The 21,723-nt window shown below is 60.9% G+C and carries 19 protein-coding genes; 6 read left to right on the top strand and 13 right to left on the bottom strand.

The window, feature by feature from the left end:
• Nucleotides 1–795 precede the first annotated feature (795 nt).
• The 7 genes from E2481_RS18780 to E2481_RS16880 all read right to left on the bottom strand — a co-directional run bounded on the left by E2481_RS18780 (nucleotide 796) and on the right by E2481_RS16880 (nucleotide 7,722).
• Nucleotides 796–936, bottom strand: coding sequence for a hypothetical protein (locus E2481_RS18780; RefSeq protein ID WP_169302477.1), 141 nt, complete (start codon nucleotides 934–936; stop codon nucleotides 796–798).
• Nucleotides 933–1,988, bottom strand: a complete 1,056-nt coding sequence (locus E2481_RS16905; RefSeq protein ID WP_136718339.1) for a hypothetical protein — start codon at nucleotides 1,986–1,988, stop codon at nucleotides 933–935. Before E2481_RS16905 ends, E2481_RS18780 begins: the two co-directional genes overlap by 4 nt.
• Nucleotides 1,985–2,908, bottom strand: coding sequence for a signal peptidase I (locus tag E2481_RS16900; RefSeq protein ID WP_136718338.1), 924 nt, complete (start codon nucleotides 2,906–2,908; stop codon nucleotides 1,985–1,987). Before E2481_RS16900 ends, E2481_RS16905 begins: the two co-directional genes overlap by 4 nt.
• Entirely contained in the window at nucleotides 2,905–4,071 is a 1,167-nt protein-coding gene (locus E2481_RS16895) for a hypothetical protein (protein ID WP_136718337.1), read from the bottom strand. The genes E2481_RS16900 and E2481_RS16895 overlap by 4 nt, the downstream gene beginning before the upstream one ends.
• On the bottom strand, nucleotides 4,068–4,889 hold the full coding sequence (locus E2481_RS16890) for a hypothetical protein (RefSeq protein WP_136718336.1): 822 nt from the start codon (nucleotides 4,887–4,889) through the stop codon (nucleotides 4,068–4,070). The genes E2481_RS16895 and E2481_RS16890 overlap by 4 nt, the downstream gene beginning before the upstream one ends.
• 168 nt (nucleotides 4,890–5,057) lie before the next feature.
• Nucleotides 5,058–6,767, bottom strand: coding sequence for a vWA domain-containing protein (locus tag E2481_RS16885; RefSeq protein ID WP_136718335.1), 1,710 nt, complete (start codon nucleotides 6,765–6,767; stop codon nucleotides 5,058–5,060).
• Nucleotides 6,768–6,822: 55 nt separating this feature from the next.
• The gene (locus tag E2481_RS16880; RefSeq protein WP_136718334.1) at nucleotides 6,823–7,722 is read right to left on the bottom strand and encodes a TasA family protein; all 900 of its coding nucleotides are present in this window, start codon (nucleotides 7,720–7,722) and stop codon (nucleotides 6,823–6,825) included.
• Nucleotides 7,723–8,072: 350 nt separating this feature from the next.
• Here E2481_RS16880 and E2481_RS16875 point away from each other — a divergent pair, with 350 nt between their 5' ends.
• Both E2481_RS16875 and E2481_RS16870 read left to right on the top strand, forming a co-directional pair.
• Nucleotides 8,073–8,618, top strand: coding sequence for a DUF7344 domain-containing protein (locus E2481_RS16875; RefSeq protein ID WP_136718333.1), 546 nt, complete (start codon nucleotides 8,073–8,075; stop codon nucleotides 8,616–8,618).
• Between the two features lie 239 nt (nucleotides 8,619–8,857).
• Nucleotides 8,858–9,487, top strand: coding sequence for a DUF7344 domain-containing protein (locus E2481_RS16870; protein ID WP_136718332.1), 630 nt, complete (start codon nucleotides 8,858–8,860; stop codon nucleotides 9,485–9,487).
• A gap of 100 nt (nucleotides 9,488–9,587) precedes the next feature.
• Here the strand turns inward: E2481_RS16870 and E2481_RS16865 are convergent, their stop codons facing one another.
• Nucleotides 9,588–9,776, bottom strand: a complete 189-nt coding sequence (locus E2481_RS16865; RefSeq protein ID WP_370628421.1) for a twin-arginine translocase TatA/TatE family subunit — start codon at nucleotides 9,774–9,776, stop codon at nucleotides 9,588–9,590.
• 472 nt (nucleotides 9,777–10,248) lie between these two features.
• Here E2481_RS16865 and tnpA point away from each other — a divergent pair, with 472 nt between their 5' ends.
• The 4 genes from tnpA (at nucleotide 10,249) to E2481_RS16845 (ending at nucleotide 13,039) form a co-directional block, all read left to right on the top strand.
• Nucleotides 10,249–10,653, top strand: coding sequence for an IS200/IS605 family transposase (gene tnpA, locus E2481_RS16860; RefSeq protein WP_136718330.1), 405 nt, complete (start codon nucleotides 10,249–10,251; stop codon nucleotides 10,651–10,653).
• Between the two features lies 1 nt (nucleotide 10,654).
• A complete protein-coding gene (locus tag E2481_RS16855; RefSeq protein WP_136718329.1) occupies nucleotides 10,655–11,953 on the top strand; it encodes an RNA-guided endonuclease InsQ/TnpB family protein in 1,299 nt (432 codons plus the stop codon).
• A gap of 175 nt (nucleotides 11,954–12,128) precedes the next feature.
• On the top strand, nucleotides 12,129–12,470 hold the full coding sequence (locus tag E2481_RS16850; RefSeq protein WP_136718328.1) for a hypothetical protein: 342 nt from the start codon (nucleotides 12,129–12,131) through the stop codon (nucleotides 12,468–12,470).
• A gap of 239 nt (nucleotides 12,471–12,709) precedes the next feature.
• Nucleotides 12,710–13,039 carry a hypothetical protein gene (locus E2481_RS16845; RefSeq protein ID WP_136718327.1) on the top strand — a complete coding sequence of 110 codons (330 nt, stop codon included), beginning with the start codon at nucleotides 12,710–12,712 and terminating at the stop codon, nucleotides 13,037–13,039.
• 176 nt (nucleotides 13,040–13,215) lie between these two features.
• On the opposite strand, the gene E2481_RS16840 is transcribed toward E2481_RS16845, so the two are convergent.
• The 5 genes from E2481_RS16840 to E2481_RS16820 all read right to left on the bottom strand — a co-directional run bounded on the left by E2481_RS16840 (nucleotide 13,216) and on the right by E2481_RS16820 (nucleotide 21,601).
• Nucleotides 13,216–14,802 carry an AMP-binding protein gene (locus E2481_RS16840; RefSeq protein ID WP_136718326.1) on the bottom strand — a complete coding sequence of 529 codons (1,587 nt, stop codon included), beginning with the start codon at nucleotides 14,800–14,802 and terminating at the stop codon, nucleotides 13,216–13,218.
• Nucleotides 14,803–14,938: 136 nt separating this feature from the next.
• Entirely contained in the window at nucleotides 14,939–16,555 is a 1,617-nt protein-coding gene (locus tag E2481_RS16835) for a class I adenylate-forming enzyme family protein (protein ID WP_136718325.1), read from the bottom strand.
• A gap of 68 nt (nucleotides 16,556–16,623) precedes the next feature.
• Nucleotides 16,624–17,148 carry an acetone carboxylase subunit gamma gene (locus E2481_RS16830; protein ID WP_136718324.1) on the bottom strand — a complete coding sequence of 175 codons (525 nt, stop codon included), beginning with the start codon at nucleotides 17,146–17,148 and terminating at the stop codon, nucleotides 16,624–16,626.
• A 9-nt stretch (nucleotides 17,149–17,157) separates the two neighbouring features.
• Nucleotides 17,158–19,443: a hydantoinase B/oxoprolinase family protein gene (locus E2481_RS16825; protein WP_136718323.1), complete on the bottom strand. Its 2,286-nt coding sequence runs from the start codon at nucleotides 19,441–19,443 to the stop codon at nucleotides 17,158–17,160.
• Nucleotides 19,436–21,601: a hydantoinase/oxoprolinase family protein gene (locus E2481_RS16820; protein WP_169302476.1), complete on the bottom strand. Its 2,166-nt coding sequence runs from the start codon at nucleotides 21,599–21,601 to the stop codon at nucleotides 19,436–19,438. The genes E2481_RS16825 and E2481_RS16820 overlap by 8 nt, the downstream gene beginning before the upstream one ends.
• Between the last annotated feature and the right edge of the window lie 122 nt (nucleotides 21,602–21,723).

Here is a 21,723-nt window from a genome sequence, read left to right as displayed (position 1 = left end):
GTGCAATTTTCGCCGCTCGCAAGAGTCGCCGGACCCGACCGCCGCCACGATTACGACGACGGCCCAACCCGTCCAGGGGTACGAGGAAGGTTCAGTGATCAACCACCGTCACATTCAGCTGCGTGTGTGCAAAACCCGAGTGCTCAGTGTAGATGCTAACTGTTCAGGTGCAAGGTTTGGAGAAAGCATATAACTGAGAGTGCATATCTGGTTGACATGATTTGTCGAATTGCTGGGGTGGCGGCTCTCGTCGTAGTCACCGTTTTTGCAGGGTGTATGGGACATCCTTCACAACCCACTGTTTCCGGCCCAATTGTTGCTTCTGGGAACGGAGACTATCCACATCCAATCGTCGTGGATAACGGGCATAACCAAACGCTCACACTCCAACTTATGGTTCAGCGAAATGGTTCACAAATCTACAATCAGAATCACACGATTCAACCTCATTCAAAATCCACCGTTGCCGGAATAACGACACGGTCCCTACCGGACCCAAATAAACTAACGGTGACTGTGGCCACTTCTAACGGTCAATCAGATTCTATTCGGAAAAGGATCTCCAGTTGTCTCAGCGATATTAGAGTTATAAGCAACTCTGAGAGAGGATTAGAAATGACGTATATTATATGCTAATTATCGTGGACGGTGATGGTGGCCAGCGATACATCGCGAACGCTGACGACCGGTTAGTGATCAAGATTGAACATGCATCGTTGTCGTGCATTCGGCAATTATTGACAGCTATATACCATCAAATCTCTCGTGAATGAGGGGTGCCGCAGTGCCGGACACTCACAGTGCTGCGAGTGTGAGCGCCACACCCAGCAAGACGACAAAGAGGTAGATAATCAAGAGAACAAGGTTCCGCCGGGTAGCACCGTGGACCATCCCCGGGGGGAGTCGCCGCCCGGTGCGTTCTGCTCGAACCATCATGCTGCCTCATCGTCGGTTACAGGTTCGGGGCCGTCGTTGATGGCAGTCTCGGAGCCGTCTGAAGCCGTCTCTCGGGACTCGGCCGTCGTCTCAGAGCTACCGTCATCCGTTTTGGTCTCGCTTCCGTCTCTGGTCTCACTGCTGGTCGAACTGTCGGTCCCCGCTAAGTCGGAGTCCTCCGCCGTCGAGTTGTCGGAGGCAGTGGCGTCGTCGGACGTAGTGGAGCCGTCGGTGGTCTCCGTCTCGGTGGCATCCGTGGTGGTACCGTCCGTGTTCGTCTCGGACTCATCGGTGGTGCCCTCCGAGTCGGTTGGACTGTCGTCGGTCGAGGTGGTTGTGTGCTCGCTGTTATTTCCATCGCTGAGGGTCTCAGCAGACATGGAACCGTCGAGGACCTCTTCCTCACCGGTGGTGTCGTCGGACTCGTCGGTCACGTCGGTTCCGGCTTGGGACGTGGTGTTGCTGTCTTCAGTGACGGGATCGTCGCTGGATGCATCTCCCGCGGTGCCGTCGTCGGGGGTGTCGTCGTCAGTAATGTTCGAACCTGACTCGTCGGTAAGGGTGCCGTCTGCCTCAGGTTCAGTGCCGTCCGAGACGTTTTGTTCGTCGCTGCCATCGGTGCCGTCGGTGACAGTCTCACCGTCAGTCGTGACGTTGCCGTCGTTGGACTCGTCAGTGACGTTTTCATCGTCAGGGACGACGGTGACGTTACCGTCACTTCCATTGATCGGCACAGACGGTGACTCAGTCTCGTTGTGGTCGCTCGCCAGTGGGGCGGAGTCCATCGACTCGTTGGTGGCAACCGGGTCGTCAGTGCTACTGTGGTCACTGTTACCGTCCGCGCCGTCAGTGCCACTGGAGCGAAGTACGGTCGGTTCCGGCGCCGGTTCGACGATGACGAACCCATCGCTGCCACCGCTCGCGCTGATGCCGAGGTCGAAGCGTTCCTCGTCACTGAGCAGGGCAGCAGACCCGCCGCCGTCGGCGAAACCGATGGTGGCTGCTGCGACAACGACCAGCACGGTGACGAAGACCGCACCTGTTCGGGTCATTGCTCGCCCTCCGTGCCACCGTCGGCACGCGCTGTCTGCGCGCGCGAGGGGCGGTCGGTCCTGGGGTCGGCGTTCGCCAGTCGTGCGGTGACGGTCACCCAGACGGCAAAGCCAAGTCCGAGCAATCCGCCGGTGAGCGCGCCCACCGAAACAGGGTCGGGCGCGGTGACGGCGCTGACCTCGCGGTAGACGTTCCAGGCGGCGTAGCCGACTAGCCCGACCATCGCGAGGATGGTCAGTTTCAGGTCCGCGATGGCGACGGTCACCGTTTCCTGGTCGTCTCCGGACTCGGTCGTAATCCCATCGTCGCGCTCGTCTTTCTTGACCGCGTCGCGCTCAGCGCCCACCTCGTCGATCTGGCGGATGGTCGGTTTCGGGGTCGGATCACTGTCCTCGTCGTCTGTGTCGTCGCTATCGCTGCCGCCGTGCGAGCGTGCCCAGGTGAATAGTTCGTTTACGACGAGTAACACCAGCGGTGCGACGACGAGGGTGACGTAGCCGAGGGGGGTGTTCACCCAGAGGATGACGTGGCCGATGTAGGGGATGGTCAGGGTCACGCGGCCGAGCACGTCGCCCAGCGCGACGCGCTGCGTGTCGGGGTTCTGGTTCGCGTCACCCTGCGTGACGTACTGGCCGTCCTCGATACCGACCACGCGGTGAGTCGTCGGGACGGCGTTGCCATCGTCGAACGTGATTACGTCACCGACCGCGATGGCGGCCGAGGCGTCGACGATGACCACGTCACCGGGCGAGACCGCCGGCTCCATGCTCCCGGAGAGTATGACGAAGCCGTGGTCCGCGCCGACGACTTGCGGGACGGCGAAGACGACGAAGGGTGCGAGCGTGGCGACCAGCACCATCACGGCCAGTGCAGCCGCGACGCTCCGGGCGCTCGGGAATCGTTCGATGATTCTTTTCATTTCTTTTCTCCCTTCTTTTTTTCCGCGTCTGGCCCGGTGTCGGGCTTGCCACGCGGTGGCTTTTGACCGCCGCCCACGCTTGCGGCCTCGCTGGCGACGTCCGCCGGGCAGCCTCCGTCGGCGAGTTCGGGTGCACAGACGCTCACGAGAACGTAGCTGATACCGTAGCGCCCGCCGCTGTTGGGGTTCTCGGGCGCGTAGATGATGCCGTCGACGGCACCATCAAGGACGCTCGTGTCGAAGCCAAACTCGTTCTCGCGGCGGGAATAGTGGACGTCCGGCGGGCCACCTTTGACGGCCACATCACAGAGTGGTAGCGGTGGCACGTCGACGTCAGTGGCGACCAATTTGAACGCGACGCCGCTGTCGCCGTCGGTGTCGGTCACGCGGATAGCGTAGCCCGCCAGCCCTTCGTTGAAGGTGTAGGTGCGGCCACGCTCGAAGGCGGCCTCGACTTCGACTTTGCCGATAGTCCAGCAGCAGTCACAGTTGTAGGCGGGCTGGCAGACGGGGTCAATGCTGTCAGCGGGGAACGGGCTGATCGACGGGTCGGCGTTGCGGCACTGGATCGCAACCAGCGACAGCGGCAACGAGACGGTCTCTGTACCGACGTACGCGCCGAGGTCGTACTCGATGACGACGAACACCTCGTCGGTCAGGCAGTCGATATCCTCGGTGGTCGGGTCGCCATCGAGACGTCGACCGGCTCGGAGAGCGTTGGCAACCATCCGAAGCGACCCGCTGGCAATCTCCGTTGTGGGCGTCCCGTCAGCGGTAGCGTACGAGAGCGTCACCTGCAGGAACTCCCCGAGGGTCGTGGCATCGGGGCAGTCGCCTTTCAGCCAGAGACTCGCGGGGTTGTTCGGTCCTTCGTCCTGTGGCAGCGAGATGCGAAGAAGGGCCCGGCCGCTTTCGACCTCATCGAGCGTGCCAATGGGAAGTGTCACGTGGGGACCGTCGACCACACCGTCGGGTGCGGACAGGTCGATTGCTCCTGCTGAGTTCTCCCAGTACTCGACGACGATATCGACAAGGCCTGTCGTGAGTCCGAAACTGCCCTGATCGACGTCCCGCAACAGCGCACTAGTTGCACTCCCGGTAAGTGCGCCAGCGCCGCCAGCAGTGGCGAGTGCTGCGAGGACGCGGCGGCGGCTGAGAGTCATTCGGTGCCCTCCGTGGTGACGAACGGGCTGTTGGACCCGGCAGGGACGCCGACGAACACGAACTCGAAGGAAACGCTGTCGCCCTGCGAGCGGTTCGTGGCAGTTTCTTGGGGGAACTCCCAGGCGAGTGCGACACAGCGGCTCTGTCCAGGGGCGATGGAATTGAGAATGCGCTGGCCATCGTCGTCGCCGACGTCACTGGCGGGACCGAAGGCGATGCTCATCGGCGAGCGGGCGACGATGGGGCTTTCAAGAGAGTCCAGGAAGTTCTTCTCGCCGTTGCACGACCCGAGTGGCGCACCGTCGCGCCAGAGTTCGACGTACACTTCGTCGTCAAGTTCACCGTCGGTCGCCGTGGTGTCGTTAGCGGATAGTTCCGACCCGTTGATACCGTTCTCGCTGTCGCCAGTGAGCCGTGCCCGCAGCCAGATATCGAGCGGTTCGGCGATGAAGTCGCCGTCATCGACGACTTCGAGGCCGACCACGAGTGTTCCCTCGTCTCCGGGAAGCGTGTTCCCGAGAGTGAGGACCGGGCCAGCGACATCCGTGACGTAGGTGGCCTCTTCGATGTATGCGGGCGCAGTGTCGGGCTCGAGCGCCGAGTCGAATCCCGGGTCCGTGGTCCCGTTGTGTGTCTCCTGGAACGCGCCGTTGTACCGTTCGTACCAGGCGACGCGGACCCGCCGGTCGTCGACGTCGCCGTCGGCCGCGTACGTGTAGTGGGAATACCGTGGGCGCGACTGTGCGAGACTGAGTCCCCCGAACCCGAGGGTTCCGGCCCCGATGCCTGCCAGCAGTTCCCGCCGTGTAATTTGCATTGTGAATCTCCGTGGTCTGTGGTCGCCGTTCGATACTTCTCTCACGCCAGTATCCGGCATAGGTATAGAGCGGTTGCCAGCCAGCCAAACACCGGTACGGTATCCGTACACCCCTGTTTCCGGGTGGAATCAAAGAGCTCGCGTCCTCGTGTGCAAAGAACGAGTGGGTCAGGCCGTGATGCTCGGCCCGCTGCCGTCGTTGTTGCGCTCCTGTTCGGTGTAGAAGCCGAGGTCGAAACTCACAGAGTCGCCCTGGACTTCGTTCCCGACCTCGAAGGGCAGTTCCCACTCGAGTGCGACACAGTGCATCACGCCGTCGCCACGGAACGCGTCGCGGTCCGCGTCGTCTGCCGGGTCCGACAGTTCGTCGTACAGCGTCGCGCGGTTGCCGTCGAGCGGGATACCGTTCCCGTCCTCGAGTTCGCCGAGGATGTTCGCGAGCGAGTCCTCCATGATGATTTTCTCCTGGGTCGTCAGCGCGGCGAGGTTGCCAAACACCGTCGGGATGTTCAGCGGGTCGTCGAGGTCGTTGAAGAACGCCGGGTCGTTGCCCGACCCGCCGGCGGGGCCAGCCATCGCCTGCAGCGTGCTGGCGCTGCCGTTCACGTTGATGGTGTACACCTCGGTCGCGGGGCTCGGCGACGCCGCGCGGGCGTCGTCGGCCGCGCCGGTGGGCGAGGAGAACTGGGTGCTGCCGGTCCCGTTGAACGACTCGCCGTCCGAGAGCACGATGTTCCGGGCCACCGCGCCGCTACGGCCGTTCGCGTCGAGTTCGGCCTGCGCGTCGTCGACACCTTCGCCGATGTAGGTTCCCGTCGCGATGCCGCTGCCCGAGAACGGGTCGGGGTCGCCGTCGCCGTCGCCCGGGGTCGAGCCCGCGGGGCCGCTCACGACGTTCGCGAGTTTCTGTCGCAGGCCAGACAGCGCGCCGTCGACCACCGAGAGGTCGCTGGTCAGGTTCTGTAAGATGCCGGTCCGGGGCTCGTTGTCGCCGCTCTTCTCGCCGTCGAAGTACGCGACACCGACTTGCACGTCCGCGCCCGCGTTCTGCAGGAAGTCGATGAACTGCCGGGTGCCGAGTTCGACGAGGTCAATCTTCGTCGTTTCGCTGTAGGTGGTCCCGTTGATCTCGATGTCGTCGTTGTTGACCACGCCCCCGAACTGGTCGTACAGCATCGAGCCGGAGAAGTCGAGCGTCAGCATGATGTCGACCGGCTCCGCGGGGTCGTAGACGTTGTCGCAGTCCTCGTCGTACCAGAGCCGCGCCTCAATGGCGTTCGCAAGGTCCGGCACCTCGTTCGTGTCGACGGCCAGTTCGGGGTCGGTGTTGACACCTTCGCTCTCGGCGACGTCGTCGGCCTGCATCCAGATGTAGCCGGGGTTGTCACAGAGGTGGAGGCTGAACGTGATTTCGCCCGAGTCGCCGGGTTTCACGTCGGCCAACTGGACGAGCGTGTCCATCTCGTTGCCCGTCGTCGGGTCGACACCGAAGTCGGCCTCAGAGAGCGGCGGGATGGTCTCGCAGTCCAGCACCGGGATGTTCGCGCCGTTGCTGTCCTCGTCCTCCTCGTCCGGGAAGTCGCTGTACCTGAGTTGGCCAGCGTCGTTGTCGGCGGCGATGGACTGCTCGCCGTCGCCGTCGTGGTCGGGGTGGGCGTTGACGAACGTTGTCTCACCATTCATGCGGTAGTGCTGTTGCCAGTCGACCAGGAGGTCGAGTTCACCGGCGACGAGCCTGTTGTCGGTGAAGGCTTCGCGGTCACTGAAAAACGCGGAGCTACCGAGGCCGGCACCGACCGACGCGACACCGACGGCGCCGAGTCCAGCCAGCACTTTCCGGCGGCTGAGGTTGTAGAGTTGTGTTTCTTTGTCTGCCATTGTTGTGATTTGTTTTATTATTTGAGTGGTTGGTGATGTGTGAGCGGTGTAGGAATTACTCGCTGGTCCCGTTGATCGGGGTTCCCACGTCCTCGACATCGTTCATGAAGGGCGTCTCGTTGTTCCGGACTTGTTCGGTCTTGAACACGAGATCGAAGGAGACGCTGTCACCCTGCACCACGTTGCCGACTTCGTAGGGCAACTCGATGAGGAGGCAGAACTCGTAGACGTCGTCGTCGTTGTCGTCGCCGCCGACGACTATCGGCTCGCCAGCATCGTCTTTGATGATGTAGCCGCCGTTTGCCACATCGAGGATAGCGTTGGCCTCACGCGCGGTGGTGTGGTGTTGGTCGCTGTCGACCACACCATCGAGGTCGGGCTCGCCGTAGGACACCGAGAGGCTGTCCCCATTGTTGTTGAAGACGGGGTCAAGGATATTGAGGTCGGATTTCATCCCGGTACCGTCGGTGGCGCCGTTGTACTCCTGCCAGACGGTGGTCAGGAGGAACTCGCCCAGGTCGGCGTCGTTGTCGTCGTTGCCCTCGGCTTCCTGTTCGGGTTCGGGGTTGGGACCGCCAGCTTCCGTGAAGTTCTCCGTGCACACCTGCACGTAGCCGGGGTTGTCGCCGACTTCGATTTCGAAGCAGATGATGCCCCAGTCGCCGGGCTTGACGTCGTCGACTGTCAGGCCCATGACGGCGTCCTGCGCGTCGGCGACGGCCGACACGTCGAGTCCGCCCTGGTCAACCCAGTACTGGTTGGCGGCCACCACGTCCGCGGTGACGCTCATGTCGAGGGTCCCGGCGGTCAGGCTGTTGTTCTCGAACGTTTCGGTGTCGCTGAAGTACGCGCTGGTACCGAGTCCAGCGCCCGCGGACGCGAGTCCGATGGTTCCGATTCCGGCGAGCATTTTGCGGCGCGAAAGGTTGTACAGGTTTGGGTCGTTGTCGGTCATTGTTGGATTTTCCCCCCGTCGGGCCGCCCACTGGGGCTGGCCGTTCGGGATATACATCCCCTGGCTTGGTTGGGTATTACTTATGCACAGATTCGACTGTTCCAGGGCTTTCGTACCGTGTTTGTACGCTTTCCGTGCCACGCAAATTCCGCCTGTACGGTCCCCATGGCGGGATGTACGATCCTCGTACCGCTCCTGTGGGGGTGTGTACGAACTTAATACCAGTAGCAGGCAATATCACTGCCGGGTACGTTCAGGAACCATACCGCTACAGGAGTGTTCGCGCTCGGGGTTGTACGCTCTCTATACGTATGGTCCGGGCGTGCGTCCGGTCTCCCAGGAGTCACCAGATGTTTCAGCGAGTCACAATCCCGGAGTCGGACGTGTACCATCTCCTCAGCAACGAGCGGCGCCGCGAGGCGCTGACGGTACTCTGGGAGTTCGACGACGAACTGACGCTGCGTGTCCTCTCGGAGCAGATTGCGAGTATCGAATCGGAGATGACGCCAGCACCACGCCCACTCCGCGAGAGTGTCTACAACGCCTTACACCAGACACACCTGCCGAAACTGGCCACGTATGGACTCGTCGAGTACGACCCCGACCGGAAACTCGTTCGGTCGAACCCCCAGAGCCGCTCGCTGGCTCGGTACATGGACACGGTGACGCCAGTTGGCGTCTCGTGGGGTGAGTACTACCGCGCGCTCGGCATCGTCGCCCTGTTTGCCGTCGTCGCCTCGCTGACCTCGCTGCCATTGTTTTCCGCTGTCGACCCGCTGATCATTGCGAGCGCGGCTCTCGCGGTGTTTGCACTCTCGACGGTGTATCAGTTATCGGGCTCGCTCACCCGATCGCTGCGCTCCGTTCCTGCACTGCTCAAGCAGTATCTGCCCTGACCCGCACCGATGTAAGATGTTATATCTGATATTTACATCCAAACGTTCCCATTGCGATTCAGAAATGCGTTACTCGGTTATTGTATATACCTGTAAAAATAGAGCTCTATAGCCGATAATTCGCATAATTGATATTTGGTTCTAAATACCCACTTGCTAAGATATTGCACCAGTATAGAGTGTCAGTACAGTAATCTTTATTATGGATACGTACCAGGTATGCGATGGGGAAAAGTACTATGAGTTCCACGAGGGGAACGCGCAGTCGGGTCGCCAGTGGTGGGGAGACTGATGTGCAGTTGCCCACAGATACGGTGTTTCAGACCCTTGGCAATCGACGTCGCCGCTACACGCTTCACTACCTGCGCACGCAGGATCGTCCAGTCCCGATTCGTGAACTCTCGGAACAGCTTTCAGCCTGGGAGTTGGGGAAAGAACGCAATACGGTGCTGCCAAAAGAACGCAAACGCCTCTACACGGCACTCCACCAGACGCACCTCCCGAAGATGGACCGGCTGGGTATCGTCGAGTACGACCGTAATGGGGGTGTCGTGTCGTTGACTGACCACATCGACCAGTTCGACGTCTACCTCGATGTCGTACCACGCAACGACTTGCCGTGGAGTCAGTTCTACCTCGCACTCGGTACGGTGCTGACGACGCTCGTCACCGTCGCGGCACTCGGTATCGCGCCGTTCACCGCCCTCGGCGGTTTCGGCTACGCACTTGCGGTTGCGGGCCTCTTCACGCTCGTCGCCGCATATCACGCGCTGCGGGACCGCCGGCTGTTGCTCGGCTCGACGGACGTTCCGCCGGACGCACTGGGGCCACAGACCGACGACAGCAGTTACCCCGCAACGGAAAACTGACTGCCGATTTTCCGTATATCCGAATGAATAGTGTGTGACCAGCGAAGCTCCGTGCGCACCGCTCAGCAAGGTGAATTCGGTGAGTCAGAAAACAGTCCGTTTAGACAGTCTCAGTGTCCTGTTCGTCACTCCCTGGGTCGCCAGCGGCGGCTTCACGGATCTCCTCCTCGATTTCCTGTCTCCCTTTCTTGAACTCGCCCATCGCCTGCCCTGAAGAACGCGCGAGGTCCGGGAGCTTGTTCGCGCCAAAGAGCAGGACTGCGATGGCGAGGATGACTATCATTTCCATGCCGCCGGGGAAGCCGACGATTGCAGGTACTAACGCGTGCATGCCTCCCGTAGGAGTGGGGAGGTGATGAGTATGACATCCGTACTGGACGCAGTACCGACCAATAGCACCACCGACTCAGGGTAGGGAACCGATGACAGTGAGGGACCAACGAGTACGGTAACGACATGACCAGGCCGAAGAACTGAACAAATCCCCCGGCCTCATAGTGACTATTGTGGGAGTATCGACCTGGATGCCAAGAACGCACGTCGACGATGAGCCTTAGCGAGTGGAGCGATTTTTATTGCTCCTATTTAGCTGAATTGAGGCGCTAAGCCCTCTTCCTCAGCGAGCGCCGACCGAAGGGAAGGCGCGAGCAGGGAGGGGATACAGCGCCGCACAGTTCACATACACGATTCGGTGGCAGGCCCACAGGCCCACGCAATCACAATGGTTTTGCAGTAGGGTGGTGTAGTATTAACCGAACCCAATGGAGTACGACCTCGACTCGGGAGCGCACTCGACGTTTTCCCTGCACTACCACCTGATATTCACCACGAAGTATCGGCGCGGAGTGCTAACCGAGGAGCGAACCCGATTCATTCACGAGGTCATCAGCGGGTTCACGGACAACTACGGTGTCGAACTGACGAACCTCGACGGCGAGGACGACCACGTACACATCCTCTTCCGAGCGAAGCCAACCACAGATCTCGTGAAGTTCATCAACACGGTCAAGGGCGCAACCGCCCGCCGTATCCGCAACGAGTACGCGGACGAACTCAAGACCGACCTGTGGGGCGACTCGTTCTGGAACGACTCGTACTGCCTCATCTCGACGGGGCAGGTGTCGCTGGATGTGCTGAAACAGTACGTAGAGGACCAACGCGAGTAGAGTGTACTACGCCTACAAGTACCGTCTCAAGCCGTCCGACGCCCACCGTGAGGAGTTGGACCGCCACCGAGACATTTGTAGGCAACTCTACAACCACGCGCTCTACCGCCTCAACGAGTACCAAGACGAACACGGCGAACTGCCGTCTATGACCACCCTACGGTCGGAACTTCCCGACCTCAAGGAGGAGTGGGACAGCCTCTCTGATGTGTACTCGAAGGTTCTCCAAACCGTCGTGGAACGTCTGTTCGATAACCTCAAAGGACTCTCCAAACTCAAGGAGAATGGCTACGGGGTCGGTCAACTCAAGTGGAAACCACCACGCGAGTTCCGCAGTTTCACGTACAGTCAATCTGGCTTCAAGCTCGACAAGAAGGGCGGTCAGACTGTGCTGTCACTCTCGAAACTCGCGGACATACCGATTCGGCTCCACCGCGCCATCCCCGACGACGCCAAACTCAAGCAGGTCACGCTCAAGAAGGAGCCGACGGGCGAGTGGTTCGCCACCTTCGGCGTCCAAATGGATCGCGAACCTCCTGAACCGCCTGAGAATCCCGAGAACTGTGTCGGTATCGACATGGGGATTCTCAAGTATGCCCACGACACGGACGGAACCGCCGTGGGGTCGCTCGACCTCTCCGACGAGCGTGAACGCTTGGAGCGCGAGCAACGGAAACTCTCGCGGAAGCAACACGGGTCGAACAACTACGAGAAGCAACGACAGCGCGTTGCGGAGTGTCACGCCGACCTCCGTCGGAAGCGCCGCGACTTCTTGCACAAACTCTCGGCGTACTACGCTCGGGAGTACGACCTCGTGGCGGTCGAAGACCTGAACGTGAAGGGGATGATGGAAAGTCCGTCGAACAGCCGCGACACCGCGTCTGCCGCATGGCGGACGTTCCTCTCGTTACTCGAATACAAGTGTGAACGCGAGGGGACGCACTTCGTGGCGGTCAACCCGAGAGGGACGACCAAGGAGTGCGCGTCCTGTGGTGTGGAGACGGACAAGCCGCTGTGGGTCCGTGAACACTCCTGTCCTGCGTGCGGGTTTGAGGCGGACCGGGACGCGAACGCGGCGTGGAACATTCTTTCTCGCGGTCTTTCTGATATAGGAGTGGGACACTCCGAATCAACGTCCTCAGAATCGCAGAGCGATTCTGATGTGCGAACGAGAGCTTCGCTCTCGTTAACGCCTGTGGAGACTGCGCTCCCTGTGGATACGTCCGTATCTGCAAAGCGCGTCGTGGAAGCAGGAAGCCCTACCCTCAAGGAGCGAACGGCGTCAGCCGTGAGCGAGTAGGGTAGTTCACTTGTTTGCGGCGCTCGTTGGTGTGCAACTGCTTCTATGACACCCTCGTTCCTGATTACTTTCATGTTAGGTACTTCGTAACCACTGTACATTTCGAACTGTATCTGAACAGCGCCCAGCAGTGTCTCCCGAAGCGTTTTGTTGACTAGGACTAAAGTGGTAGAATGTGCTAGAATCACTACCGGACCGTCCATTGACAGATGAGGAGGCGGAACACCTCAAACAACAGGACGCGAGAATTGTCCCGTTATCCGTCCTCAAAGGGAAGGACGAAGACCCGTTCGTGATCTACACGATGGCGTTTTACGGGAGCGAATCCCAGCAGGTCCATCTGTTAGGTTACTCGGATACGGAAGGCGGGTGGATACAATTCGAGTCGTTCCCAGAGGAGGAGTGGACAGTTGACCGGCAAGAGGAGCGGGTCTCACAGTGGGTCGAAGAACAGTATGGCGACAAGTTTGAGCAGGGCGTACTAAGTGAGGATTCTGGAACTGTCGATATCCGATAGTCGTTCTGAAACGTACACGCGAAGACAGTTCCGAGAGTGTGTACGAGTTGAATGCTGGACAGCCAGTCTATCGGAAACAGTGTAGCGTGAACATCACTCAGTTCGTAATAGCTCCACTGTATTCGAATGCAGACCCCCCGATCGTCCACTATCTATAAACCGTTGCAATTCATGTTACCAATACCATGCCAGAGCCTGGCACAGTAATTCGCGATCTGACACACGGAGATACGGCACGCGTGACCGATCCAGACATCGGTGAAGTGTCGGTCATAGTGTTTCGACCACAGGAGACTGCGGAAGTCGCGCCGGGAATCCAGCAGTTCGTTTTCACTCATGAATCCGGCCGGATCATCGGGATGAATCGAACGCTTGATGCCGACGAGGACGGCGACTGGGAGGCATGTCGCCTCGTCGTCGATGAGGACGGCTACCAGCATGCCCTGCTGTTGCGGCCAAACGGGGATCTGCATTTACACACGCGACGTGAACCGGGTGAGCCGGGGGACTGGGAGCATCGTGGTGTAGTCCAGGGCATCGAACCTCTCGAGTCGATAGATCAGAACTGACTGGTGAAAACTCCGAATCCAAGCCGAGGGCCAGAATCGAGTCACGGTTTCATTTCGATATGGTACTCGACCAGTAGCAGCTGGAACAGGAAAGACGCGGACCGAAGCGTCTCGTCAACGACGTCGGCGACGAGGTCCCCACCGCAAAGAATACCAATCGGCGCGGTGCGAGATCGTCACCGCTTGAGTTCGTAGCCTCGCTCGCGGTCCCACGTATCCTGGTCGTTCTCAGCGATCAGTTCGTACTTCTTGACGCGTTCGGTCGGCGTTTTCGGCAGTTCGTCTCGGATAGCGATATACCGTGGCACTTTGAAATAGGCGAGTCGACCGTCGCAGTAGTCGACGATGTCGACTGGAGAGGGGTCTTTTCCCGGCCTGGGGACGACCACCGCCTTCACTGCCTCGTCGTCCCGCTCGGTCGGAACACCGAACACCGCTGCCTCTGTTAGGTCCGGGTGGTCACTGAGAACGTTCTCGACCTCGTACGACGAGACGTTGCCGCCCGGCCGCCGGATGGCGTACGCCTTCCGGTCGACGAAGTAGAAGTAGCCGTCCTCGTCTTTGTATCCGACATCGCCCGTGTGGAACCAGAGGTTCTGCCAGGCATCGACCGTCTCGTCTGGCTTGGCGTGGTACCCAAGCATGAACGAGTTCGGTTCCGTCGGTCTGACGACGATCTCGCCATCCTCACCGGGTGGTAGCGGTCGGTCCTCCTCGTCGACGATTTCTATCTCCGTGTACGAGAGGGGTTTCCCGATGCTCCCGGACCGTGACGCTTCGGGAGGGTTGACGGCCGCCATGGTAGCCGTCTCGGTCAGCCCGTAGCCTTCGAGGAGTTGCACGTCGAACCGAGGTTCGAACTCGTCAATGACACCCGCCGGTGCACCGGCACCGATCCCGTACACCGCCGGATTGTCGGCGTCGTCGGGCTGCGAATCGGCATTGTGAAGATTGGTTATCATCGTCCCGAGGTAGCTGAACACCGTTGCGTCGTGGCGTCGGATCTGGTCCCAGAACCGGTCCGGGTCGAACTCCTCGTACAGCACGAAGTCGATACCAGCAAGGATCGATCCCGTGACCGTTGTCTGCTGTGCGTTGCAGTGAGAGAGCGGCAATGTCGTGAACGCACGGTCGTCCTGGTCAAGGCTCAAGACGTTGTCCATGAACTCCCGCCCGGTATTGATGTAGGAGTAGTGGGGCAGTATCACACCCTTCGGCTTGCCCGTGGTCCCGCTGGTGTAGATGACTGACATCGGATCCGACGCCCGGCGTGAGCGATCGGGTCGGGAACTCCGATCGGAGTCGAGCAACGACTCGTAGGACTGGTACGAGGATTCCGGAGGTTGGTCGCCAAGCAGGAACTCCGACGTCACGTCGTTCGGTTCTCCCCGAATCATCTCGTAGTTCTCCCGAGTCGAGGAGTCCAAAAAGATCGTCGTCGCCGAGGAGTCGCGCAGGACGTACGAAAGACTGTCGCCACGGAGGTCGTTGTGCAACGAGACCATCACTGCGCCAGCCTTGGCAATGCCGAACCAGACCGCGAGGTACTCCGGACAGTTCCGAAGGAACGTACAGATCCGATCACCCGGTTCGGTTCCCTGCTCGACGAGAGCGTTTGCGATGGCATTGGACGTCTCGTGTAGGTCCCGATAACTGTAGCTCTGGTCGGCGGTGTGGACGAGCGGACTGTCACCCTTGCTGGCCGCCCGGTCTGCCAGCAACGTATTAATGGTCTCGTACTCGTCAGCTCCGACCTGGCTCATACGTGTCGCACCTCCGTCGCGAGCGATTCCGCCCCGCTTCGGGTTTTGTGGTGTGCATTATCGAACAACAGGTTCACCCGATGGCTTAAATTTACCCCGCGGTCCACGCCCGGCAGGCTCTCGAGTGAGGGACCGGTCAGTTGATGCTACGGTCCGAGTCGTCCCAGTACGGTTCTCTGAGTGCTTTCTTGTCGATCTTGCCGTAAGGCGTCTTCGGCAACTCGTCACGGAACTCGACGTGCTTTGGGCGCTTGTAGTCGCCGAGTTCCTCGTCGGCGAAATCGTCGATGTCCGCTTGCGTGACCTCCCCGTCGGGAACGATGATCGCGGTCACCGCCTCGCCCCACTTTTCGTCCGGGACGCCGATGACAGCGACTTGGGCCACATCCGGGTGTGTCGCGAGGACGTCCTCGACGTCGGTGCTGTAGACGTTCATGCCCCCAGAGATTATCATGTTGCTCTTCCGGTCCAGGAGGTACACGTAGCCGTCTTCGTCGCGCTTCCCGATGTCTCCCGTATGGACCCAGCCGTCCTCGACTGTCTCGGCGGTCTTCTCCGGAAGCCCCCAGTACTCGTCCATGACGTACGGCGCACTCGCCATGATCTCACCCTCGCGTCCGGGCGGTTGCTCCTCGCCCGTCTCGGTGTCGACGATCTTCACGTCGGCCATCAGTGTCGGCTGACCAGCCGACCCCAATCGCTGTTCGTGCTCCTCCTCGATCGCGATGCGGTGCTCTTCTTTCCCCAGTACAGTGATCAGGTTGGGCACCTCCGTCTGGCCGTAGAACTGCGTGAACACCGGTCCGAACTCCGCCAGGCCTTCTCGGAGCCGGGCTGGTGTCATCGGTGCTGCCCCGTAGATCAGGGTCTCTAGCGACGACGTGTCGGTTTCGTCGAGCGCTGGGTCATCGAGGAGAGTGTAGATCATCGTCGGGACGAGGAACGACCACGTCACCTCGTGATCCTCGATATCCCGAAGCGCCTGTTCCGGATCGAACCCCGGACGGATAACGGACTTGGCCCCCAGAAGCATCGCTGCCCACAGGAACAGGCCCGCAGAGTGTGGGAGCGGCGTCATCAAGAGAAGCGTATCGTCCCCCGTCATGTCTAGTTCGGTAATGTGTGCGTACATGTTCTGGAGGAAGTTATCGTGAGAATGGATGACGCCCTTGGGATCTCCAGTCGTCCCACCGGTATAGAAGTGTCCGACGGGGCTTTCGGGGGAGACGGAGACGGACGGCGGTTCGGTGGGATCGCCGTCGGATTCGAGATCCGCGAGCGAGTCGAACTGGTCGCTCTCGCTGTCGATAACGATCCCTCGATCGAGGCTATCGACGGACGCGTCAAGCGACGCCAATGTGTCGGTGAACCCCGGCCCGGCGATAACAGTCTCGGCACCCGAATCCGAGAGCATGTACTCGAACTCGTCCTCGGTAAGCATATCGTTGAGTGGGAGTTTGACCGCCCCGGCCTTCAGCAGCGCCAGGTCCGCGATCACGTAGCCCAGACAGTTAGACATCATCAGTGCAACTCGATCGCCCGGTTCGACGCCCCGGTCGACGAGCGCGTTCGCCACAGCATTCGACCGTTCGTCGAGTTCGCCGTAGGTATACTCCGATCCGTCGACCGTCACAGCAACCCGGTCATCGAATCGATCGAGGCTCTGGATCAGTGCTTCGATCAGGGTCGACGGCGCGCCCGTCGCTTCGCCACGTCCCTGCCGACTCTCAGAACTGCCGCTTCCGGCTGACATGGTAACACATTACGGAGCATTAATAAAAAAGCTACCGCACAAAACGACAGTGGGAACGGGGACCAGGCTCAGTCAGCTGCCGTCTCGTCGCCCCCGCGGTCGGGTGCCGGGCGCCCTTGCCACTCCTCGTAGAACGTGTCGATGTCCGGGTCGAACGGTTTGATAACCGGATAGCCGACCGGCACGGCGTCTACGTCGATGAGTTCGTAGCACCCCGGACAGTACCACTCACGGAGTTCGAACGCCCAGTCCGGGTCGACATGCATGTACTCCTCGTAGAGTTCCTCGAACTCCTCGGCGTCATCGCGAACGAAGACCTCGCAGGAGCGCTTCCAGTTGTCGTCCACGCCACAGAGGTCCTCGCCGCAGTCGGCCCTGACGACGCGGCCGTCGTCGGTCCCGACCACGTAGAGGTGATCGTTCAGCGGGACCAGGATCGGATCGTCCCAGTCGACGCGCTCTTGAAGAACAGCACGGGTTTTCTCGAACCGGTCCGGGTCCTTCGGGTCCGGGAGCACCTCGTTGCGCATCTCGTCCCAGGACATTTCACCTTCGATCAACGATTGCACGCGGTTTTTGTCTAAATCAGTCATTGGTATCACCTAGGGGGAGTAGTCGTCGTCGAGGTCCCAGAACTCGCGGAACTCCTCGGCCCACTCTTCGCTCTGCTCGAACACGCCATCGTACATGTACTGGATGCCGTCGTTCCAGTCGCTTTCCTCGACACGTTCTCGCTCCTCGTCGAAGAATTCGTCGAACGACTGAGTCCGCTCGGCGCGCTCTTCACGGATTTCCTGTCGCCGCTGTTCGGTCGCCTCCTCGTCGATGGTGAACTCCCGGTCGTTCGCGTCGTAGTCGCCCACGACCCCGTACACCTGCTCGACGATGTCCGGAGTGAAGATGTCCTCCTCGATGTCCTCCTTGAGCTTCTCCGGTGGCCGCTCCAGCGGGTCGCCCCAGCCGGGGCCGCCGCTGGTCTGATACCGGAGCAGGTCGTGATTCTCGAACTCCTCCGGGAAGAACATCCCGTCTTGGTCGCGAATAACCTCCTCGCCCTCGATCTGGTCCTCGAGGGAACCGACCGGCTGGTCGTCGAGGGGGTAGGGCTCGTCCGCGGCGGCCCGCTCGGCGAGGTCGGTATCGTGTACGCGCACGGAGTAACTCGTTCCGCCGGGGTAACCGCCGGACATCCCGGCAGACGACCAGGTAACTGTCGGAATGCTGAACGCGTACATCGAGACATCCTCGCTGCCCATGACAGTGTGGAGCCCTTCCCAGCCTGAGCCACCGCGGTACTTGCCGTGGCCGGCGGTGTTGGGCTTGACTCGGCGACTGAGTTGCAACAGCCCCCACTGGGTTTGCTCCCACTCCTCGACGTCGCCGAGGTCCGCCTCGGGGTTGAACATCGCGTACCCGTAGTCCAGCCCGTCGCGACAGGCCGAGGCTCCGAGCCCCTGACACGAGAAGTCGAACGGACCGACCGGCCAGTAGTCACCCAGCGCGTCCGGGATGGCGTCGGCCACGGAGTCCTTCAGCTTCCCGCCACCCTGCAGCGCGTCGCCGGGCTCTCCGTAGCCAGTGATCACCTCCTCGCGGAACCCTCGCGAGAAGAATCCGTTGGAGAGACACTTCGACACCGCCAGGTAGGTCGAGAAGATCGTCGCCCACGGAGTGTGGTAGGAGCGATCGGGGTCCTGTGGGTTCACCACGCTCCCCTCCGGATAGTTGGTGTCGACCGCGTAGTTGGCCCCGTCGTTCACTTTTCCGTCGTGCAGCAGCGACTGGGTGAGGTACACCCAGAGCGCACCTTCCATCGACCCCTCTGCGCAGTTGAACGGGTGAGGCCCTGGCGGCGTGGCACCTTCCAGATCCAGTTCCATCTCGCCGTCCCCGTCGATCGTCATCTCGACGGGGAGGTGGTTCATCATGTTCTGCTGGGCACCGGGCTGCCAGGCCTTGTCCTCCCACTGGATCGGATGGAAACCGGCCTCCCGGTACGTCCCGGGGAACATTCGCTCTTTGACCCGAGACTCCATGATCTGGCGACCTTCCTCGACGGCCTCGTAGAGGAACTGTTTGAACGTGTCCACGCCGACCTCGTCGATCATCTCGTGGATCGCCTCGCGGATCATGTGACAACCCGCAAGCCGACACTTCTCGTCGAGGTCCCAGTACATCGGGGTTCGCACGCCCCGTTGGCCGCGATCCCGCCAGTCCTGATACAACTGGTCGTCTTCGCCAATCTTCTCACATGTCGCGTACAGCCCGTCCTCGTGCCGGTTGGTCGAAGCGATCTGGTCGTGACCGCGGGTCATGCCGCCGATGTCGATCTCGTGGGTGACGCCGTCGGCCCATGCGACGAGTTCGTCCTCGTAGAAGATGGGGACGAACGTGTGAACGTCCGTGGTGTGGACGTTGCCGAGGTCGTTGTCGTTGTTACAGAACACGTCCCCCGGCTGGATGCCACGACCGTGTTCGTAGTCCTCTTCGATCATGTACTTGATCGCGAGGGAGCCGGTGTGGACGTGGACGATGATACCCGTCGAGACCGCAACCGAATCGCCCTCTGGGGTGTAAATCTGGAAGCAGAGCTCCCCGATCTCGCGGACGATCGGTGAGGCGCTCACGTGGAGTGCCGTCTCACGAGCGGAGACGAGCGCGCCCCGGAGCCGCGAGTACATCTGTTCGTACTGGAAGGGGTCCTGTTCTTTGAACTCGAGTTCGTCGAGGCCGCGGTAGTGGCCGGTCTCCTCCAGGAGGTGTTCACTCTCGTCGAGCATCTCCTGGAGCGTCTGCCCGTCCCAGCCGATCGGCGGCTCTACGTCGTCGAATTCGCGTTCGCGGGTAGTGGTTTCTGGATCGTGGAGTTCGGATTCTGGTTTACTCATTGGTCTGAGTGAGGTGGTAAATGCGGTTGTGGTCGAGCGATGCCTCGAAGCCCGGCGGGACTAGCATCGTGGTCGCCGGTGCCTCCGTGACCGCCGGCCCCTCGACGACGTTACCCGCCTGGATGTGGTCCATGTCCCAGATGTTGGCGTCGTGCCAGTCGCCCTCCCAGTAGATGGCACGTTCGCCCTTGTGGGCCTGTTCCGGGGGCGTATCGCTCGAGACTGGGTCCTCGTTGGGTAGCGTGGGCTTCGGCGAGGGCGCGACGCCTTCTCCGATTGCGACGGTAAACTGATAGCCGTTCTCGGGCGAGCGGGCCGCACGCTGAAACACGCGGCCGAACTCGTCCTCGAATTTCTCGATGATCTGTTCGATGTCCTCGCCGCTCAGCCTGCCGTCCCAGAACTCCTCGATCTCGACCTCCAGGTCGTCAAGCATGCCGGTGTACTGTGCGCGAACCGCCGGCTGGAACTCCATCTTGTCGGCGTCGATGCCGTCGCGCACGAAGGCGTCGGCCGCCTTGTCACGCACTTTGTGGAAGACGCCAGTGAGGGTGTCAGCCACCTGGTCGGCGTTACTGAAGTCTGGCTGGAGGATGACGTCGACGGACTGGTCGTACCGGTAGGCCGAATCCGCACAGGCGGTGCCGAACGCGGAGAACGCGGCCGCCCAGTCCGGAACGATGACGTCCTTGAAGTTCAGTGGCTTGGTGTAACCGGCCGCGTGGAGCGGCCCACCGCCACCGTAACTGATGAGGTTGTAGTTCTCCGGAGCATAGCCCAACCCGTGGACCATCGACCGAAGTTCGTTCGCCATGTCGCGCTCGACAATGTCGAGGACACCGCGTGCCGTTTCGACGGGGTCCTCGCCGAGGTTGCTGGCGAGTTGCTCGTCGATGGCCTCCCTCGCGGCATCGACGTCGATCGGGATGTCGCCACCGAGGAAGAAGTCGGGGTTGATGTACCCCAGCAATGCCGTACAGTCGGTGACCGTCGGCGTCTCGACGTCGGCGTTTTCGTTCGAGACGCCGACGAGGTAGCCCGCCGAGTCCGGACCGATCTCGATGCGATTCGAGGCACGGTCGACGCGGAGGTACGACCCGGTTCCCGAACCGATGGAGTCCAGTGCGGTCATCGGGATGTTGGTCGGGATCTGCGCCAGGGTCTGGTCCCAGCGCGTCGGGTAGTGGCCCTCCGTGATGAGCGCCACGTCGAAGCTGGTGCCCCCGACGTCCGAGCAAACGAGATTGTCGATTCCGAGTTTCTCCGTGAGGAACTCGCCCCCGAACACGCCGCCGATAGGGCCCGACAGCATCGTCTCGGCCAGCCAATCGTGGTCCGGCGCAATGGTTCCTCCGGAGGACGTCAGAACCCGGAACGGCGAGTCCAGGCCCTCGTCCTGTAACTTGTCCTCGATGCTGTACAGTTGTTCTCGCGACGGCTCCACGGCGTAGGCTTCGAGAATGAGCGTGTTCAGCCGTGGCGTTTCCCCACGGACTGGGTTCTGTTCGCTCGAGAGCCACACCGGCGTATCGTCGTTCCGTTCCTCCTTGACCTCCTCGGCGATCTCCTTGACTTTCTGTTCGTGTTCCGGGTTCGCATACGAGAAGATCATGCAGACGGCGATGACCCGCACGTCCCGGTCGAGGAGGTCGTGTACGGCCTCCCGGATCTCGTCCTCGTAAATGCTGACGACCGGGGCACCGAGCATGTTGACGCGCTCGCGGACCCCCTTGATGTTCTCCCGGGGGACGAGTGGATCGGGATGTTCGTGTTCCCGAGCATGGAGGCGACCCGAATACGACAGGTCGGCCCAGCTCGCGATCCCGCGTCCCATTCGATGGTGGTCCTCGAAGCCCGCCGTCGTGATGACGCCGATGTTCCCCTCACCTTCGCGTTCGAGCAACCGGTTGAGCATTGCCGTCCCGGCGTAGACGACACCGTCTAGAGAGGCAGCACTCTCGCTGAACGAGGTTCCCCAGTAGCCCAGTCCGTTGTCGAAGGACTTCTTTACGCCAACGGATTCGTCATCTGGCGTTGTCTGTGCTTTTCCGACCGTATAGTTCGCCTCTTCGTCCACGATGAACGAGTCCGTCATGGTTCCACCCGTGTCGAGGGCGAGGAGACGAGGTTCGTGTTCTGATTGGTCCTCAGTACTCATCGGTGGCTTACCTCCACGGGAATTGTCACCACACATCCCGTGTCACCCCTAAACACACCATCAGCTGGTAAAAACCTTGCTATTTTTTAGCAAGAATTCTATACCTCGTCCTTCGAGTGTGT

The sequence above is a fragment of the Halorientalis salina genome, assembly GCF_005049285.1.
GTDB classification, from domain to species: domain Archaea; phylum Halobacteriota; class Halobacteria; order Halobacteriales; family Haloarculaceae; genus Halorientalis; species Halorientalis salina.
Note: the sequence above shows the minus strand (reverse complement) of the source record. Positions and strands in the feature narration are given on the sequence as shown.

What these genes read in the sequence shown, in the direction of transcription:
- E2481_RS18780 (WP_169302477.1), bottom strand. Translation starts at nt 936, where the DNA reads ATGATGGTTCGAGCAGAACGCACCGGGCGGCGACTCCCCCCGGGGATG.
- E2481_RS16905 (WP_136718339.1), bottom strand. Translation starts at nt 1,988, where the DNA reads ATGACCCGAACAGGTGCGGTCTTCGTCACCGTGCTGGTCGTTGTCGCA.
- E2481_RS16900 (WP_136718338.1), bottom strand. Translation starts at nt 2,908, where the DNA reads ATGAAAAGAATCATCGAACGATTCCCGAGCGCCCGGAGCGTCGCGGCT.
- E2481_RS16895 (WP_136718337.1), bottom strand. Translation starts at nt 4,071, where the DNA reads ATGACTCTCAGCCGCCGCCGCGTCCTCGCAGCACTCGCCACTGCTGGC.
- E2481_RS16890 (WP_136718336.1), bottom strand. Translation starts at nt 4,889, where the DNA reads ATGCAAATTACACGGCGGGAACTGCTGGCAGGCATCGGGGCCGGAACC.
- E2481_RS16885 (WP_136718335.1), bottom strand. Translation starts at nt 6,767, where the DNA reads ATGGCAGACAAAGAAACACAACTCTACAACCTCAGCCGCCGGAAAGTG.
- E2481_RS16880 (WP_136718334.1), bottom strand. Translation starts at nt 7,722, where the DNA reads ATGACCGACAACGACCCAAACCTGTACAACCTTTCGCGCCGCAAAATG.
- E2481_RS16875 (WP_136718333.1), top strand. Translation starts at nt 8,073, where the DNA reads ATGTTTCAGCGAGTCACAATCCCGGAGTCGGACGTGTACCATCTCCTC.
- E2481_RS16870 (WP_136718332.1), top strand. Translation starts at nt 8,858, where the DNA reads ATGAGTTCCACGAGGGGAACGCGCAGTCGGGTCGCCAGTGGTGGGGAG.
- E2481_RS16865 (WP_370628421.1), bottom strand. Translation starts at nt 9,776, where the DNA reads ATGGAAATGATAGTCATCCTCGCCATCGCAGTCCTGCTCTTTGGCGCG.
- tnpA (WP_136718330.1), top strand. Translation starts at nt 10,249, where the DNA reads ATGGAGTACGACCTCGACTCGGGAGCGCACTCGACGTTTTCCCTGCAC.
- E2481_RS16840 (WP_136718326.1), bottom strand. Translation starts at nt 14,802, where the DNA reads ATGAGCCAGGTCGGAGCTGACGAGTACGAGACCATTAATACGTTGCTG.
- E2481_RS16835 (WP_136718325.1), bottom strand. Translation starts at nt 16,555, where the DNA reads ATGTCAGCCGGAAGCGGCAGTTCTGAGAGTCGGCAGGGACGTGGCGAA.
- E2481_RS16830 (WP_136718324.1), bottom strand. Translation starts at nt 17,148, where the DNA reads ATGACTGATTTAGACAAAAACCGCGTGCAATCGTTGATCGAAGGTGAA.
- E2481_RS16825 (WP_136718323.1), bottom strand. Translation starts at nt 19,443, where the DNA reads ATGAGTAAACCAGAATCCGAACTCCACGATCCAGAAACCACTACCCGC.
- E2481_RS16820 (WP_169302476.1), bottom strand. Translation starts at nt 21,601, where the DNA reads ATGAGTACTGAGGACCAATCAGAACACGAACCTCGTCTCCTCGCCCTC.